Origin of the sequence: Sphingobium sp., assembly GCF_035511395.1 — a bacterium.
In the GTDB taxonomy this organism is placed as follows: domain Bacteria; phylum Pseudomonadota; class Alphaproteobacteria; order Sphingomonadales; family Sphingomonadaceae; genus Sphingobium.
In genome coordinates this window covers 12,948-29,983 of the sequence record NZ_DATKFP010000155.1, presented here as the reverse complement: position 1 = coordinate 29,983, position 17,036 = coordinate 12,948, and the positions used below count along the sequence as shown (strand labels likewise).

At 63.1% G+C, this 17,036-nt stretch carries 14 protein-coding genes; all 14 read right to left on the bottom strand.

Features of this window, described 5'->3' with window-relative positions; translation table 11 throughout:
- Window positions 1-46 precede the first annotated feature (46 nt).
- On the bottom strand, window positions 47-1,669 hold the full coding sequence (locus VMR39_RS10120) for an ArnT family glycosyltransferase (protein WP_325415830.1): 1,623 nt from the start codon (window positions 1,667-1,669) through the stop codon (window positions 47-49).
- On the bottom strand, window positions 1,669-3,333 hold the full coding sequence (locus tag VMR39_RS10115; protein WP_325415829.1) for a hypothetical protein: 1,665 nt from the start codon (window positions 3,331-3,333) through the stop codon (window positions 1,669-1,671). Before VMR39_RS10115 ends, VMR39_RS10120 begins: the two co-directional genes overlap by 1 nt.
- Entirely contained in the window at window positions 3,330-4,709 is a 1,380-nt protein-coding gene (locus VMR39_RS10110; RefSeq protein WP_325415828.1) for a hypothetical protein, read from the bottom strand. The genes VMR39_RS10115 and VMR39_RS10110 overlap by 4 nt, the downstream gene beginning before the upstream one ends.
- Complete coding sequence (locus tag VMR39_RS10105; RefSeq protein ID WP_325415827.1) at window positions 4,706-5,095, bottom strand: GtrA family protein; 390 nt, start codon at window positions 5,093-5,095, stop codon at window positions 4,706-4,708. Before VMR39_RS10105 ends, VMR39_RS10110 begins: the two co-directional genes overlap by 4 nt.
- 1 nt (window position 5,096) lies before the next feature.
- A complete protein-coding gene (locus tag VMR39_RS10100) occupies window positions 5,097-6,053 on the bottom strand; it encodes a glycosyltransferase family 2 protein (protein WP_325415826.1) in 957 nt (318 codons plus the stop codon).
- Window positions 6,050-7,138: a hypothetical protein gene (locus VMR39_RS10095; protein WP_325415825.1), complete on the bottom strand. Its 1,089-nt coding sequence runs from the start codon at window positions 7,136-7,138 to the stop codon at window positions 6,050-6,052. Before VMR39_RS10095 ends, VMR39_RS10100 begins: the two co-directional genes overlap by 4 nt.
- Window positions 7,138-9,129, bottom strand: a complete 1,992-nt coding sequence (locus VMR39_RS10090; protein WP_325415823.1) for an SLBB domain-containing protein — start codon at window positions 9,127-9,129, stop codon at window positions 7,138-7,140. Before VMR39_RS10090 ends, VMR39_RS10095 begins: the two co-directional genes overlap by 1 nt.
- Window positions 9,130-9,219: 90 nt before the next feature.
- Window positions 9,220-10,164, bottom strand: a complete 945-nt coding sequence (locus VMR39_RS10085) for an NAD(P)-dependent oxidoreductase (RefSeq protein WP_325415822.1) — start codon at window positions 10,162-10,164, stop codon at window positions 9,220-9,222.
- Window positions 10,157-10,816 carry an HAD-IA family hydrolase gene (locus VMR39_RS10080; protein WP_325415821.1) on the bottom strand — a complete coding sequence of 220 codons (660 nt, stop codon included), beginning with the start codon at window positions 10,814-10,816 and terminating at the stop codon, window positions 10,157-10,159. The genes VMR39_RS10085 and VMR39_RS10080 overlap by 8 nt, the downstream gene beginning before the upstream one ends.
- Complete coding sequence (locus VMR39_RS10075) at window positions 10,813-12,669, bottom strand: thiamine pyrophosphate-binding protein (protein ID WP_325415820.1); 1,857 nt, start codon at window positions 12,667-12,669, stop codon at window positions 10,813-10,815. The genes VMR39_RS10080 and VMR39_RS10075 overlap by 4 nt, the downstream gene beginning before the upstream one ends.
- Before the next feature lie 5 nt (window positions 12,670-12,674).
- Complete coding sequence (locus VMR39_RS10070) at window positions 12,675-13,475, bottom strand: aldolase (RefSeq protein ID WP_325415819.1); 801 nt, start codon at window positions 13,473-13,475, stop codon at window positions 12,675-12,677.
- Window positions 13,476-13,510: 35 nt separating this feature from the next.
- Window positions 13,511-14,872, bottom strand: coding sequence for a lipopolysaccharide biosynthesis protein RfbH (gene rfbH / locus VMR39_RS10065; RefSeq protein WP_325415818.1), 1,362 nt, complete (start codon window positions 14,870-14,872; stop codon window positions 13,511-13,513).
- Complete coding sequence (gene rfbG, locus VMR39_RS10060; protein WP_325415817.1) at window positions 14,873-15,946, bottom strand: CDP-glucose 4,6-dehydratase; 1,074 nt, start codon at window positions 15,944-15,946, stop codon at window positions 14,873-14,875.
- On the bottom strand, window positions 15,943-16,710 hold the full coding sequence (gene rfbF / locus VMR39_RS10055; RefSeq protein WP_349255096.1) for a glucose-1-phosphate cytidylyltransferase: 768 nt from the start codon (window positions 16,708-16,710) through the stop codon (window positions 15,943-15,945). Before rfbF ends, rfbG begins: the two co-directional genes overlap by 4 nt.
- Window positions 16,711-17,036: the final 326 nt, after the last annotated feature.

Here is a 17,036-nt window from a genome sequence, read left to right as displayed (position 1 = left end):
AAAAGCGCCCCTGCCGGTTGGTCGGGGCGCTTCTCTTTTTGCTTCGCTATTTTGTCTTGGGGAAGGCAACGATCGTGACCATACGTCCGCCGACTGCCCCCCGCTGCGGCGCAATGCTCGCGACGATCCGGCCACGCGCGATCAATTCGCGATAGGCGGCATATTCGGCGGGGAAAGCGCGGGCCTCACGCCGATAACGGTCATATTGGGTCAGTATCGCATAGTCTGGCCGGCAATTGGCGCGACGTGCCGGCGCCATCGTGCCATAATCCACATTCGCGCGCGTGCCGCGTGCCTGATCGATTGGCGCATAACTGGTCTTGCCGTGCAGGAGGCCCACCGCATCAATGCAGCCCGCATCGCCGATCGGGAAGATGAAATGCCAGGGTTGGGGCAGCAGATCGAAGGCGAAATGTTCGACCAGCACCGTACTGCCGGCAGGGATGTGGCGGCGTGCCCATTGCGCCGCGATCTGGCGGGTGTCGTTCATCCGCTCCCTGGCATCGGCTTGCGTCCGCAGCAGGAGTGGGGGCAACAGGACTGCCAGCGAAAGCAGGAGAGCGATGAACCTCTGGCGCGGAGGTGTCCGGTCGACCAGCCAGCAGACCCCGGCGCCAGCGATAATCGCGCAAAGCAACAGCAGCGGCAAGGCCCAGCGTTCCCATACCATCGATTGAAGACACAAGAGCAGGAAGAAGCTGACGGCGATCGGTGCGATCAGCAGCAGTGCGCGCCGATGCCTGAAGAGGGCGATGAAGCCGACCGGAAGCAAGGCGAGCCCGACGATGCCCAATCCGCTCGACAATGGACCGCAGATATACCAGCCTGCATTTTGCCATGCCGTACCGCCCGTGGAACCAAGATGCTGGGCCTGACCCTCCCCGGTCAGATTGCGCACCACGGTCGGATAGTCGAGCAGCAGATAGGGGGAGATCAAAAAGAGAAAGGCAAGGCTCATCGCACCTACCGCAACGAGCCGCAAAAGCGCTTGGCGCAGCGTCGTTCGCCTTTCGATCAGCAACATCGCGGTCGCGCCTCCGACTGCCAGCGCAGACAGAGCGAAAGGCCATTTGGTGGCGATCGCCGCACCGATCCAGAGGCTGGCGAGAACATGGTCCCGCCACCTGTTGCGTTCGGCTATGTCAAGCGCAGCATGAAGGCACAGCAGCAGAAAAACGCAGGCCATCATGTCGGATCGGATGATCTGCGACCAGGTGATATGCACCGGGCTCGCGGCAAGAATGGCAGCCGCGATCAGCGCTGCACGGCGATCGAACAGCCGGATAGCAAGACGCCAGGCCAGGACGATCGTCGCGATCGCGAACAGCGTCATCGCAATGCGTCCTGGCAGGATCACCCATGTCGGATCGGCATAGATGACCTCGCCAAACTGCCCGACCGAAGGCCACCAGCCCGCCAGATAGCCGGTGCCGAATACCAAGATGTCGACCAGCGCCAGCACATACATGGTGGTCGTCGCCGGGTGGCCGAACCAGCCCGGATTGAGCGTCGGGCCGCGCAGCATCTTTACCGCGCCCAGTTCAAACATCAGTTCGTCGGGATCGTTGAGGGCCGGCAGACCGAAGTGAATCGAGGCGAGGCGCAGATACAGCGCTGCAGCCAGTATCGCGGTAAATGTCCAGAACCAGGGGGAGCGTGTCGCCTGCATCACGCCCCGTCGATGAGGATACCGTCACGCCGCCAGGGCAGCGTCGCTGGCTTATCGCCGATATGTGCGCGCCCATTCGCGCCGTCTTGAAGCGCCCCGTCGTCATGCCCGGTGACATCGATACGCAGGCGCTGGCAATTGCCGTCGAGCCGGACGCCGCTGGCGAAAGCCCGGTCGCGCCCGCCGATCAGCAGAGACACCTGTCCCAGCGCGCAATCCCGCAACTGCGCGGCCGCGCGGCCCGTGGCGTGGCCGGGATTGGCGATCCAGCCTTGCAACGCGAAGCCGCGGCAGCCCGACAGTTCCACCGGGCGCGGGTGGTCCAGTATCTTGAGGCCTTGCATCTGGAGCCCCTCGCTGTCCCGCGCCAGCAATCCAGCCGCCTGGCCGTTTGCGTCGCTGTTGGTCATGCCGACAAGCTGTCCGCCAGTGATGCTGACGGAGCCGCGCATCGCTGCGCAGTGGATCGCGGCCGTGGCGCGCGGGCCGACAGCGACATAGGCTTCGCTGATGTCGATCATCATATGCGGTCCGGTATCACGGATCATGATACCGGTTTCACCGCACTGGTCGACGATCGGCATGCGCAGGTGCAGGTTGACATGGCCGTTGCGGGCGCGACCGCCAATCTGGCCAGCCTTGCCATCGATGCGAATGCCGGTGGCGATGGCCGTCGCTTCGAAATTGATGATGAAGCTGTCGGCAAATGCCCCTTCAAACAGCAGACCGACGCCGTCGATTATCTGTGGATTGCCGCCGATCGTCGCATTGCAATCGATCAGGAACAGGGATGCATTGCCGCCGGCAAGACCGATATCGCCCATGCCGTCCAACAGGAAGCCGCGCCATGGCTGGCCCGCGCCCGCACCCGGTAGCGACCGGAACGCAATGCAATCGATCATGCGTGTGCGCACCAGGCCGCGCGCGACGAAGCCGACGCCATGTTCGGCAGCGCTGATCTGTTCGAAATTGGCGTAGAGCAGGAACTGCGCGGTCATGCCTGCGGGCAGGCGACCGCCGCGTCCATCTACCGGGGCCAAGCGGCATAGGGCGAGACTGCGTATGTCGATATTCTGCGGATAGTCGTTGACCGTCGCAGGGCGGCTGGCGGGGCCGACCCGCAGGACGTCGCCCGCCCCATTGGTCAGGATCAGGCGTGTACCGCGCCACCCCTCGGTCCCGCGGAACCCAGCGCCGGCTATCCGGCAGAAGGGACGCTCCACGACAAAAGTGTCGGACAGATAATAGTCCGCCGGCAGCAGTTGCATCACCGGATGGGCGGCAAGGCAGGCCTTAAAGGCGGGCAGGCTGTCCCGGTTGCCGTCACCCGGCGCGGCGCCCCACCATTCGGGATGGGCATGCGGTGTCCGGCTGCGATTGAGATCGATCGTGCCGCCGCCGGTAAAGACAGGCGCGACCGGCGCATGGAGGCAGCCAAGAACTGTGAGGGTGGCGCCTGGCGTTACCTCGATCGTCGCGCCGGGATGCACGACCAGATCGGTCTTGATCGTGACATTGGCGGTGATGCGATATGCGCCCGCTTCCAAAACCGTCGTCAATACCCGGTCATCGGCTGTGGCGGCTTTCCCGGCCGACAGGAAGCCGGCGCCAGTCATCGCTGCTGCTATCGGGAAGATCGCCCGGCGACTGAACGGCGCGGTCATTGCGCCCGCCCCTGAAGCCGATGAGGACGCGGATGAAGAATGCCGGGCAGCAGCGGCCAGTCGCGGCGGTAGCGCCAGCGATCTTTCCAGCCCTGATGGCGTATGTCCACCCACACGTCGCGGATGGTGGCGGCCGAAAGGCAGAGCGCGACCGTGATCAGCAGACCGGGGCGCAGGAACATCCCGAGGCCCACGCCGAACTCCACCTCGACCTGACGGCCGGCGAAATAGCTTTCGCGGATGATGGGCGGGATATAGCCGATCACGATCTCGCCGGGGAGACAGAGGATATAGCAGATGATGATCGCTGATGGCCGCGCAACGCCGCGCCAGGATTCCATGAAGACGAACAACATCACCATCATCTGGGTGTAGCCGCCCGCCTCCGAACTGATCAGGGCGAGCGCCGTGCCGAAGAAGGCGACGCGATGGGGCGGGACGACCTCGGGTCGCATCCAGGTCGCGGCCGCCGCCGCGAGGATCGACGCCTGACCCAGACGCGTCAGGATCGGCAGGACGATCAGGCCGATTTCGGAAACTTGCGATCCGACGATATTGGTGACTGGAAAGCTCTGCCCCTCCAGCAGGGAGATGAGCGGCTGATATGTGACCGAATACCAGATATCGAGCACCTGGGCGGCAATAAAGCCGGACGAATAGTCGGTGATGTTGGTAACGATTTCCTTGGGCGTCCCCACGCCCAGCACCCCATAGCTCAGCAGATAGACGAGCAGCGTGGCGATGAGCGCACCTTCGCACCAGAGCCAGCGGCGGCGCAGCAGTTGCGCGGCAACAGTGGCGATAAGATAGATTTTGAAATTGACGGCGATGCCCGCGAACAGCCAGCGTAGCCGCGCGGACTTGAGCAGGGGGCCGAAGGCGAGCAGCATCGCTGTAAAGCACAGCAGCAGGATGTTGCCACGCTCCAGTGCATAGAGCATCGGCAGGCCGGTGGAGAGGGCGACCGCGCGGGGGAGGGCGGTTCGCCGGTCGAGCTTGAAGAAGGTCATCGCGACCAGCACGATGTTCAGGACGAAGATCGCATGGATGACGACCAGCCCGACCCAGTCGCAATCGCGCACCATCAGGCCTTCCGCGCCGGCGTAGCAGCTTCCTTTGCCCAGCAGGCGCAGCACGACGAAGGACAGCGGCGGATAAATGGTGCGCCAGCTGTCATAGACGCCATCGTCACGCGCCCAATAGGCGGTGTTGAACCAGTCCATGAAGGTGTCGCTGGGTTCATAGAAAAATGGCTGGGGCAGATAGCCGTCGAACCACACGCTCCACATGGCCTTCGCGATCAGCGCCAGAACCCCGGCCGCGAACAGATATTCCAGCCACAGCCAGCGGCGGCGGGATGGTGCCGGACCGGTCATGCCGCCTTGGTACGGAAGACGAGATATTTGAGCGCGAAATAATTGACGATCGACACGAGGAAGGCCGCCAGGAATCCGGCCATATAGGGGGATTCGATCACACGCGATATTGCCGCCAGCGCGCCCAGGCCGAGCAGATAGTTGACGCCATAGGACAGGATGAAGCGCAGCTTTGCTGGCGCTGCGCCGCGGAACACATGGCGGCTATAGCTGACATAGTTGAACGCCATGCCCATGAGATGCGCGACAAGCTGGGCCACGAACATGTTGAGGCCTAGCCACACCAGCAGCGCATAGGCGCCGAGGCCGAAAGCAGTGTTGAGCACGCCCATCTGGTAATAGCGCCACAGTTCGATCAGGCGTGCGCGCGAGACGGGCAGGGGCATGTCAATAATCCGCCGGAAAGTTGACGCGCTCGCGCTCCAGCACCAGCGGCGTGCGCCGGGTGCGTTCGGAAATAATGCGCACATTGTCGCCCAGCAGGCCTATGAAGCCGAACAGCAAGGCAAACTCCGCCTGAACGACCGATGCGATGAGCCAGCCGGCGATCGGCTTGCCAAGGAAGAAGGCGATCGTGCCGCCGATCAGCATGACGAGCGTCAGCAGCGCGCCGATGGCGCCCAGATAGAGGGGCATGCGCAGCAGCTTCTTTGACGAGCCTGCGAGCGCCGACATGGCGAAGTCGAACAGGGCGAAAAAATTATTCTTCGACTTGCCGGCCGCACGGGGCGCGCGTGGATAGCTGATGGTTTCGAGGCGATAGCCGGTTTCGACCAGCATCGCGCGGAAGAAGGGTTCCGGTTCCTCCAGCCGGCGGGTCGCATCGACAACGCGCGCGGCATAAAGACCAAAGCCGGTCGCATTGGGCACGACGGGATAGTCACCGAAATTGCGCGCCAGCCAATAGGACAGCCGCCGCATGACGGTCAGAACCGGCCCGGTCTTTTCGGTTTCCCGGACGCCCAGAATGATGTCGACGCCAGCGCGCCAGCGTTCGACGAAATACGGGATGAGCGTTGGCGGATCCTGGAAATCGGCGCACATGCCGATCACCGCGCGACCGCGCGCCTGATAGATGCCGTAGGTGGGCGAGCGCATCTGGCCATAGTTGCGGCTGTTGACGATCAGCTTCACGCGGGGATCGCGGTCGCAGATATCACGGATGATCTCGACGGTGCGATCGGTCGAATCATTGTCGATGAAGATCAGATCGAAGCTGACGCCAAGCGGCTCCAGTTCCTTGATGGTCGCCGCGCATATGGCGGCGGCATTGTCTTCCTCATTATAGCAGGGGATGACCACCGATATGTCGGGCCGGTCGCCGGTGGCGGCAAGCGCGGTCATGCAAGGCTCCTCTCGCCGACCGGCGGCCGGGCGCTGTAGAATTCGATCGCCAGCCCGATCAGCAGCAGCATGACCGCCATCGCTGCGGGCAGGACATTCACCTGGCGGCTGGTGTCGACATAGGCGGGCTCCAGCATACGGATATTGGCGCTCGACGTCAGATCCTCGACCGAGGTGCCCTGGAGGAAGCGTTTGTAATTGTCGTAGAGGCCCTGGGCGAGATCGAGTTCGCGGCGCAGCTTGTCGACGCGGGTCGACTGGCGAACCACGTCACCGACCGAGCTCTTCTCGCCTGGGGAGGTCGAGCGGGCAGCCGCCAACTGGGCCTGAAGCGCATCGATCTCGGCGATCACCTGGCGCACGCGCATATTGTCGTCGGTGGCGAACTGACGCATCTGGGCCAGTTGCACCTGCTTTGAACGAATGATCGCTTCCAGTTCTGGAATGCGATCGCCTGCGGCATAGATGGCCGCCTGCGGGCTGCTGTAGCGGGTCTGCAAGCGGAAGCTGTCGTAATTGCTCTGGGCCTTGGCCAATTGGTCGCTGGCCTTCTCGACCAGTTCGACAAGGATCTTGCGCTTGAGCGCGGTCTGGTTGCGAGCAATGATCGAAAGCTGCTCGCGCACCGCGTCGCCATAGGCGGATACGAGATTCCGCGCGAATTCGGGATCGCGATCCTTCACCTCGAACTGGATGATGCCGCCGCGCAAGGCGCGGACGTCGATCTTGCGATCGAGCCAGCGATGGGTATCGGTTTGCGACTTGCCCAGCGTCCTGGCAAGATTGAGCCGCTTGGCGACGATCGAGCGGACATATTCGCCGCGCGCGACTTTCAGGCTGACCTCGACTGCGGCCTGGTTGCCGAACACGCTGCCGACGGCGCCCAATTGCCCCAGCGTACCGCTGAGGCCAAGGCTGGCGGGATCGGTCGGCGTCAGGCTGGACGCGGCTCGATATTTTTCCGGGAAGAAGGCCAGCAGCGCGAAAACCACGATCAGCCCGAGCAGGATGGCGCGGCGCAAGCCGGGCTTGCGCAGCACGGGCGCGTTGGCGATGCTGCCTATGATGGATCGGCGGGGCGTCATCAGTTGATCGCCGCGATGGCGGCCGCGGTCAGGCCGAACTGGAACAGGATGGTCGAAATGTCGCGGATCTTCGCCCAGGTCGAGGACGACTGGGTCTTGATCGGCACGAACACCGTATCGCCCGGCATCACCTGCGCATTGAGCGCGCCACGCGCGCGCGTCACCACCGCACCATTGGCGCGCACCAGGAAGATATTGCCCTTGTCCGCGCCGCGAATGGGGCCGCCGGCCTGCTGGACATAATCCTTGACCCGCAACGGCTTGCTGTTGCCCAGCAGGAAGGAGGCTGGGCGATAGACTGCGCCGAACACGCCTACCGTCTCGATGCGGGGCGGAATAACGATCCGATCGTTATTTTCCAGCGGCAGATTGACGGGCAGGCTGCTTGCGCCGGGCGCCATGTCCATGACCAGTCGGCCGTCCGGTTCTTTTTCGCGCAATTTCGTTACAAAGGCGCGGGCGGCCGTGATCTGCGTCTGCCGTTCGCCGGCATCCATCAGCCGGTCGCCGTTAAGCGGAGCCGCCGCCAGCGAAACCTCCATCTGGTCGACCGCCTCCAGGAAGCTGCGGCGCTGCTGCGCGCGGACCGATTCCCGGAAGAAGCGGGTACCATAGACATAGGCGCGCGGCGTCAGGCCGCCGGCCATCTCGATCACCTGCTCCAGCGGCGTGTTGGGCGGGACATAATAGTTGCCGGGGCGATTGACCTCGCCTTCGATCCGGACGACGGCCTGCTGCCGTTCCAGCGGCCGGGTCAGCGACCCCTGGGGCAGGATCTGGACGATGTCGCCGGACTGGGCCTGCTCGCCGGTCGCCATGGCGCGATCGATCTGGCGGCTGCCGACCGTATCCTGGTCGCTCAGGCGATAGAGGATGAGCCGCGAGGGATCGGCAAGGCTTGTCGGGCCGCCCGCCAGCGCCAACAGGTCCGCGAGACTCTCGCCCGAACGGGTTTCGTAGATCGCTTCCTCATTGACGCTGCCGATCACCGCGACCTGCTTGCCGACCGGCGGGATGAAGAGCACATCCTCATTCTGGATCAGCGGATCGAGCGACCGGTCGCCCTTGCGCAGCAACTGATAGAGATCGAAGTCGGCGACTTCCGCGCCGTTGCGATACAGCTTGACCGAACGGAAGCTGCCGCCCGCCGACGGTCCGCCAGCTGCGAGCACGGCATTGACCAGGGTAGACAGACTGGTCACCGAATAGGCGCCCGGATTATTGGCGAAGCCGGTCACATAGACGCGAACGCCGCGCAGCTTCTTGATGCTGACCGACACGTCATAGCCGCGATACTGGCGGCCAATGGCGGCGGCGATGCGATCCTTGAGGTCGCGATAACGCACACCGACCAGGCTGACCGAGCCGACATTGGGCATGAAGATGCGGCCGTCGCGATCGATTTCGATGTCGACGCTGCCTTCGACCGAACCCGTGAGCGAGATGGAGACGGTATCACCGACGTTCAGCGCATAATCCGGCGGGATGGTCGTCTGCGCGGGCACGGCGAAATCGCGCGCGCTCGCGACGAGCAGGTCGGACCCATAGCGCTTGAGCTTACGGCCGGTGACATCCTGGACCCAGGTTTCGAATTCGCCAGGAGCCGCAGGCTTCTTGAGACGGAGGCTCTCGACGTCGAGCAGGCCATTGTCATTCTGGCGCGGACCATAACCGGTCGCAGTAAGGCCGGTGCCGTCGCGATCCGCCGAACCATTGCCGCCGATCGCCACCGGCTCATAGGGTGTTGAGGTCGTGGTCTGCGACGAATTCGAGCTGTTATCGCTGTTGTTGCCGTTGTTCTGCCCGGCCGAGGCGCGCGCCGCAGCATAAGGGTCGATGGGCGAACCGCTCGGGACATTGCTGTTATCGTTCGATAGCTGCGCTGAAACGGGCGCTCCGGCCAGGATCATTGCCGTAACGGCCAGGGAAGCGGCACTTTGGCGCAGACCGGCGCTCAGGCGATGGCGGCCGGTATGGGTCGTCAAAATCATGAAATCCCGCTTTCCTTCGTCATTCTGTCTCGCGCCAGCGAACGGCGCGCACCTATCATGCAGCCTGCGGTGAGGCCAGCCCCTGGCTGTTCAGGCGGCCAATCCCCGCATATAGTCGGCTGTCTCTATGATCTGCCGGTCGAGCGTCACTGCTTTGATGCCATGAGAACGTCGCAGAGCGGCATAGACCGTGTCGTCGCCGATATAGCGATCCGGCACTGGATCGGTGATCGGCGCCCGTTCGACAGAGCCACCATCCAGAGTCCGTGCCACGACTTGCGCGACGCCCCCCAATTCCATTGCCTCGCCACCTGAATCGAAGCGGGCCACCGGCGTGCTGCGACCCGCCATCAGGGCGAAGATCAGCGACATGAGTTCGCGGATCGCGACATAGGCGCGATATACCTCGCGCGGGGCGCGGACGGCGATCGGCCGATCGGCCAGCGCATCCATGATGAAATTGGCGATGGCATAGGCCTGATGCTTATTGATGTATGGCCCGGTGATGTTGAAGATGCGCCCGATGACCGTCCTGCGGCCATGAACTCGCGCCCAATCGGCAAACCGATCTTCATCATCCAGCTTCATCTGGCCGTACAGGCGCATCGCGGGACTGGCGAGCGGATCGTTTGCCTTGGTCGCGGCACCGGACGAGGCAACGAACATCGCCTCGACGGGCAGCGTGGTTGCCGCCTCCAGCACCGTCGCGCTGATCGCGTCGTTGACGGCGCGATAAGCCTGTTCGCTCATCGCCTCGGCGCGATCCTTCGTCTGGAAGGCGAAGTGGAGCAGCCAGATGCGCCTGGCGTCGAGCATCTTCAGCGCGCCGAGCGGCGCCTGCTGCAATTCTCGTCCGCTGCGCAGCGTCAGTGTCCGTGTCGCGCTGCCATAGCAGGAGACACGATCGGCGATCCGGTCACCCAGCGCCTGTTCCAACAGGTCGAGCGTGGCGAGGCCGATCCAGCCGCCGGCCCCCGCGACCGCGATATGCTGGTCGTCCGCCGCCAATGCGGCGGCAATGGCGGGTTCAAGCATCTTGCAGTGCTCGTGCGGCGATGGCCGTGGTCAGTGAAGGGAAACAATCGAAGCTGTCCCCGACTTCCGGTACCCACAGCGGTTCGGCATAACCATAGGTCAGGAAGCAGAATGCCATGCCCGCCGTCTTGGCGACATCATGATCCAGTTCGCTGTCGCCGACATAGACGCATTCATGCGGTGCGCAGCCGAGCGCCTCGGACACGGCGATCAGCAGATCGGGCGCGGGCTTGGGCTGGAGGCCGGGCTGGCCGCCCACGACCACGCGGAAATAGGGGGCCAGACCCGTATCTTCCAGCACCCTGTCGCACAGGCCCTGCGGCTTGTTGGAGCAGATCGCCAGTTCCAGGCCCATTCCATGAAGCTGCTTCAGGCTTTCCGCGACCCCGGGAAACAGGCTGTCGATGGGCGTTACATGGCTGGAATAGCGCGCGCGGAAGTCGACCAGATCCTCGTCCGGGTCGATGCAGGCCGGCCCCAGCAGGGCGGCAACCATGTCGCGCCCGCCGCGGCTCATATATTGGCGCGCGCCGACAGGGTCGATCACATGATCGACCCCGCGGTCCGTGATCATCGCGGAGAGGATCGAGACGCAGATGCCGCAACTGTCGACAAGCGTCCCGTCCAGGTCGAAGATCACATAGCGGATCAAGCGTCGATCCCGCAGGGTTCCATCGCTTCGGCCAGTTCCTCACGCGGCAGGAAGGGCGAAAGGTCTTCCAGCGTCGGCGACACCATGGTGCCGTCTTCCAGGCGGCGCGAACTGAGCTTGGGCGCGAATTCCTGGCGCTTGTCGATCATCACTTCGCACAGCTGCGGACCATCGCCGTCCAGCGTCGCGCGGATCGCAGCGGACAGTTCGCCATGCGTCGCGACATTAGAGGAGGGCAGGCCGAAACCGGCTGCCAGCTTCGCGAAATCGGGGAAGCTGAGGCCGCTGTCGGGACCGCAGCCCACGATATTGTCGGGGAAATGGTTCTGTTGCGACTGGCGGATCGAATGATAGCCGTCATTGTTCAGCACGAAGATCTTCACCGGCAGCTTCTGGCCGGCGATGGTCTGCAACTCCTGCAGGTTCATCATGATGCTGCCGTCGCCGGCGAGGCAGATGATGCGTCGGCCGCCGGCGGCATGATAGGCACCGATCGCGGCGGGCAGATCATAACCCATCGAGGCGCAGCCCGAATTGGTGAAGAGGCGCTGGCCCGGCTTCAGGTTCGCGGCCTGGAACATGGTGACGCAGGCCGTGCCGTCGCCGGACACGACGATGTCGCCTTCCTCCAGTTCCTGGAACAGCAGTTCGCCGAAGACATAAGGGTTGATAAGCCCTTCATTGGTCCAATATTCGGGCAGCACCACCGGATAACGCGCGGCCCGGTCGCGGCTGCGCGCCAGGAAGGCAGCGCGCGCTTCGGCTTGGTCGCCGGCGGGCGTGGGCAAAGCGGCGGCCGTCGCGAAGAAGGCGCGCAGGTCGGCGTGGACCGGGCGATGCAGGCTCAGCGTCGGCTTGTCGAGTTCGGTCTTGTCGATCTCGACCATGGCGACCTTCGCGTTGCGGGCGAAGCTCTTCCAGTTGTAGCTGACCTGGCGGATGTTGAGGCGCGAACCCAGCACCAGCACATAATCCGCAGTCTGCACCGCGAAATTACCGCCACGATCGCCGACCGTGCCGGGGCGACCGACATAGAGTGGGTGGCTATTGGGAATGGCGTCATGCGCGTTCCAGCCGGTGACGACCGGAATGCCGAAACGCTCGGCGAAATTCAGGAACTCGGCATGCTGGCCTGAAATGCGGACGCCGGCACCGGCGAGTATGACCGGGCGCTCGGCGGCGCACAGCTCGGCAAGCAGCGTTTCGGTTTCGGCCTTGAGCGCGTCGCCTTCGAGCAGGTTCAGTTCCGCCTCGTTATTGGCGGCTTCGTCGGTGCGATCGAGGCTGGCGGGATCGAACGGCTCCAGCGTGTCGAAATCGACCGGGGCGGCCTGCACGTCGATCGGCACGTCGATCCAGACCGGGCCGGGGCGGCCACGGCGGCAGAGATATATGGCCTTTTCGACTACCTTGCGCGCTTCGAGCGGGTCGTTCAGCACGACCGCATATTTGGTGATGCCACGGACCATCGACACGATGTCGACTTCCTGGTCGCCGAGCTGGCGCAGGGGCAGGGGGTAGTTGGGCGCGCAGGTTTCGCGCTTCACCTGGCCCGACACGACGACCATGCCGATGGAATCGACATAGGCGCCATAGACACCGTTCAGGGCGTTAACGCCGCCCGGCCCGGTGGTGACGTTCACCACCGCCGGGTTGCCGGACAGACGACAATAGCTTTCGGCGGCGATCGCGGCAGCCTGTTCGTGATGGGTGAAGACCTTGTTCAGGCCCTTTTCACGACCGAATGCATCGTTGAGATGCATGGCGCCGCCGCCGGTGAGCATGAAGCAATCAGTGATGCCATGCTCGACCAGAAGGCGGGCGATCAGGTCTGCTACGCGAATCTTTGCCATGGGGATCAGGCCGGTTCCTTGACCGCTGCGACCTGACGGGCTTCCATCATTCCGATGCGCGCTTCGTCTTCGGCCGAAATGCTCTTGTAATAGTCACGCTTGTTCTTGAGCCACAGCAGTTCGAACTCGATCGCCAGTTCCATGCCGGCGGCCGCGTCGCCATTTTCCAGAACCGAGCCGTCGAAGATGACCTTGCGGGTTTCGAAGCGGTCCAGGCGACGGGCGCGTGCGTCGCTCAGCAGCGGGACCGATGCGGGGCTGACGCCGCCGCCGATCACCAGTTCCAGACCGCGTTCGCGGCACAGGTCGGCCACGGTGTTCACATAGCCAGCCATTTCATCGGTGTTCACGAAATCGCGGGTGTGGCCCATCGAGCCGGCAAAGTCGACGCGGCCGAAGACCATGCCCACGCCGCCCTTTTCGGCCACTTCGCCCATCTCGGCGAGCTGGTCATAGGTCTGGCGGGTTTCGACGTTGAACAGGAAGCTGATGTCCTGCTGCTCATCGACCGGGAACACCTTGTTCTTGGCGTCGATGAACTTCTTGAGCGCGTAGGGGGTCTCGACCATCGGCGCGATGATATAGTCGACACCGTAGAGGCGGCATTCCAGCAGGTCGCGGATCGCTTCGCAGCCGCCGATCTTGATCGCGACCTTCAGGCCAGCGCGGCGCGTGATTTCGAGCAGGCGCAGCAGTTCGTCGACGCGCGTCCCTTCCGCTTCGAATTCAGCCTTGATCGCCACGACGCCATAATTGGCCTTGGCTTCCTCCAGGATGGCCAGCATCCGCTTTTCATGCTTGTTCACGTATTTTCTCCTGAAAACCCTTTTGCGCTGCCTTGTCAGGCACCTTTGCGCAGAAAATTGCCAAGTTCTTCGGCCATATAATCCAGATGGCTGTCGGTCAGGCCCGGGAACAACCCGATCCAGAAAGTGTTGGTTGTTACCAGGTCTGCATTGCTCAACTCTCCGACGACGCGGTAGTTGCGGCCCTTCATATAAGGCTGGCGCAGCAGGTTGCCGCCGAACAGCAGACGGGTGCCGATCTTGCGGGTGTTGAGATACTGGACCAGCGCTTCGCGGTTGATGCCGCTTTCCGGACGGATGGTGATCGGGAAGCCGAACCAGGACGGCTCGCTGTTGGGCGTGGCTTCCGGCAGGATCAGCACATCCTCGAACTGGCGCAGGCGCTCGGTCAGGCCAGCGAAATTGTGCGCGCGGGCAGCGATGAAGCCGTCCAGATGGCCGAGCTGCGACAGGCCCACGGCTGCCTGCATGTCGGTGATCTTGAGATTGTAGCCGGCGTGACCATAAGTATATTTATGATCATAGCCCATCGGCAGGCTGCCGAGCTTGCGAGCGAAGCGCTTGCCGCAGGTGTCGTCCATGCCTGGCGCACACCAGCAGTCGCGGCCCCAGTCGCGCATGGATTCGATCACGCGCTTCAGGCGCGGCTTGTCGGTGAACACCGCACCGCCTTCACCCATGGTGATATGGTGGGCGGGGTAGAAGCTCAGCGTGCCGATATGGCCGAACGTACCGACGCCCTGGCCATTATAGGTGGCGCCCAACGCGTCGCAGCAATCCTCGACGACCCAGAGATTATATTTCTCGGCCACGCGCATCACTTCGGCCAGGTCAAACGGGTTGCCCAGCGTGTGCGCGATCATGATCGCGCGCGTCTTGTCGCTGACCGCCGCCTCGATCATGTCGGGCTTGACGTTGTAGGTCGGAATGTCGACGTCGACGAACACAGGCACCAGCCCATATTGCAGCGACGGATTGACCGTGGTCGGGAAGCCGGTGGCGACGGTGATGACTTCGTCGCCCGGCTTGAGCGCCTCGCTGCGGAAATAATGCGACGTCAGCGTCGAAAGCGCCAGCAGATTGGCCGACGAGCCGGAATTGGTCGTCAGCGCATGGGCGACGCCGAGGCGCTGCGCCAGCTTCGCCTCGAACGCATCGTTGAACCGGCCGGTCGTCAGCCAGAAGTCGAGCGAGGAGTCCACGAGGTTCCGCATGTCGGTCTCGTCATAGACCTTGCCCGACACAGGAACGGCGCTTTCGCCCGGTACGAAGGGTTTGGTGGCGTGGAAGCGACGTGCATATTCGCCCGTAAGGTCGAGTATGAGGGCGCGAAGCTGCGCCTCGTCACAATCTTCGGCCAGCGCAGCCGGATTGGCCGCCAGCTGTTCAACAGTCATTTACCTATTCTCCCCGGACAGGGCACGGTCGAGTTGCTTACGATAAGCATCAAGTTGTGCAAAGGAAACTTGCGCCGCATCACCGCCTTCTGCGACGGAGCGATGCCACGCAACGATATAGTCCAGCGCTTCCTGCAATCGGAGCGCGGGGCGCCATCCCAATTCGGTGCGCGCCTTGGAACAGTCGAGCTTCAGGATCTTCGCCTCATGCGGCTGCGCCTGTTCCTCGGTGTACCAGGACGGCCCGCCCCAGGCCGTACACATGCGGTCGGCGATCCAACTCACCGGCTGGGTGTCGTCGTCGGCCGGGCCGAAATTCCAGCCGGTTGCCGCCCAAGCCCCGTCTTGCGCGAGATGCTGCGCGATCATCAGATACCCCCCCAGCGCCTCCAGCACATGCTGCCATGGGCGAATGGAACCGGGCGAGCGGATGAAGGGCGCCTTGCCGTCGATCAGCGCGCGGACGATGTCCGGGATCAGCCGGTCGGCCGCCCAGTCACCGCCGCCGATCACATTGCCTGCGCGCACCGATGCAAGCAGCGGCCCCTGGCTGAAGAAGCTGCGGCGATAGGAGGCGATCACCAGTTCTGCCGCGCCCTTGCTGGCGCTGTAGGGGTCATGACCGCCCATCGGATCGCTTTCGCGATAGGGCCAGACCCATTCGCGGTTCTCATAGCATTTGTCGCTGGTGACGCAGACGATCGCTTTCAGATCGGCGACACGGCGGCACGCATCGAGCACATGCGCAGTCCCCTGCACATTGGTCGCGAAGGTTTCGGTGGGACAGTCGTAGGACAGGCGCACCAGCGGCTGTGCCGCGAGGTGGAACAGGACTTCCGGGCGCGCCCGCGCCACTGCGTTGTCCACCGCGGCCATGTCGCGGATGTCGCCTTCGATATGGGTCAGCCCGTCCTGGACGCGCGCCTGACGGAACAGGCTGATCTCGTCCGCGGGAAGGGAGAAGCCGGTAACTTCCGCACCCATCTGCGCCAGCCACATGGCAAGCCAGCTTCCCTTGAAGCCGGTATGCCCTGTGAGAAAGACCCTGCGCCCCCGCCAGAAAGTCTCGCTCACCATGATTTCCAGGGCGCTCCCTTCTGCCACAATTCCTCCAGGTGCTGCTTGTCGCGCAGCGTGTCCATCGGCTGCCAAAAGCCTTCATGATGGTAGGCGACCAATTCACCCGAGGTCGCGAGCTTTTCCAGCGGCTCACGCTCCCAGATCGTATCATGCGCGTCAATCAGATCCACGACGGACGGATCGAGCACGAAGAAGCCGCCATTGATCAGGCCTCCGTCACCGGCAGGCTTTTCCTTGAAGCTGCGGACGAGATTGCCCTCGAACTCCAACGCACCGAAGCGCCCCGGAGGAGAGACGGCGGTGATCGTCGCCTTCCGTCCATGCTCCTTGTGGAATGCCAGTTGCGCCGACACGTCGACATCGGCCACGCCGTCGCCATAGGTGAAGCAGAAAGGCTGGTCGGGATCGAGATAACGGCGCACGGCCTTCAGGCGGCCACCGGTCATCGCATCCATCCCGGTTTCCACAAGGGTGATCCGCCATGGCTCGCTCCAATTTTCATGGACTTCCATGTTGTTCTTGGAGAGGTCGATGGTAACGTCGGCCATGTGCAAGAAGTAATTCGCGAAATACTCCTTGATCATATAGCCTTTGTAGCCAAGGCAGATCACGAAATCATTGACGCCATGGCTCGAATAGATTTTCATGATATGCCACAGGATGGGCATTCCCCCGACCTCTACCATCGGCTTGGGCCGGACGGAGGTCTCTTCCCCCAGGCGCGTTCCAAGTCCGCCTGCAAGGATTACAGCTTTGATAGACACTTTGCCCCGTTTCTCTGGGCGCCCCTTTGTAGCGCGAATATTTCCTTTGGCGGGTCGGCGGGCCGGTGTCAACGGCGGTGAAAATCAATAGCGAAAAATTAACTGGCCCAAAATCAGTACCTTAGACAATTCGATACGGTGAATACGGAATTTTGCGGTTAGCGTCGTCGGCTGAAATTTTGCTGCAATTTGACATGGCTAGGCCACCACATGTTGTCCCTTTCTGCCAGTTGCCCCATTCACGCCTAATCGGACCGGCGCAAATAACAGTAAGAACAGGTGACCATCTCATGGCGGGGGCGCAAGAAACGTCCCCGCCA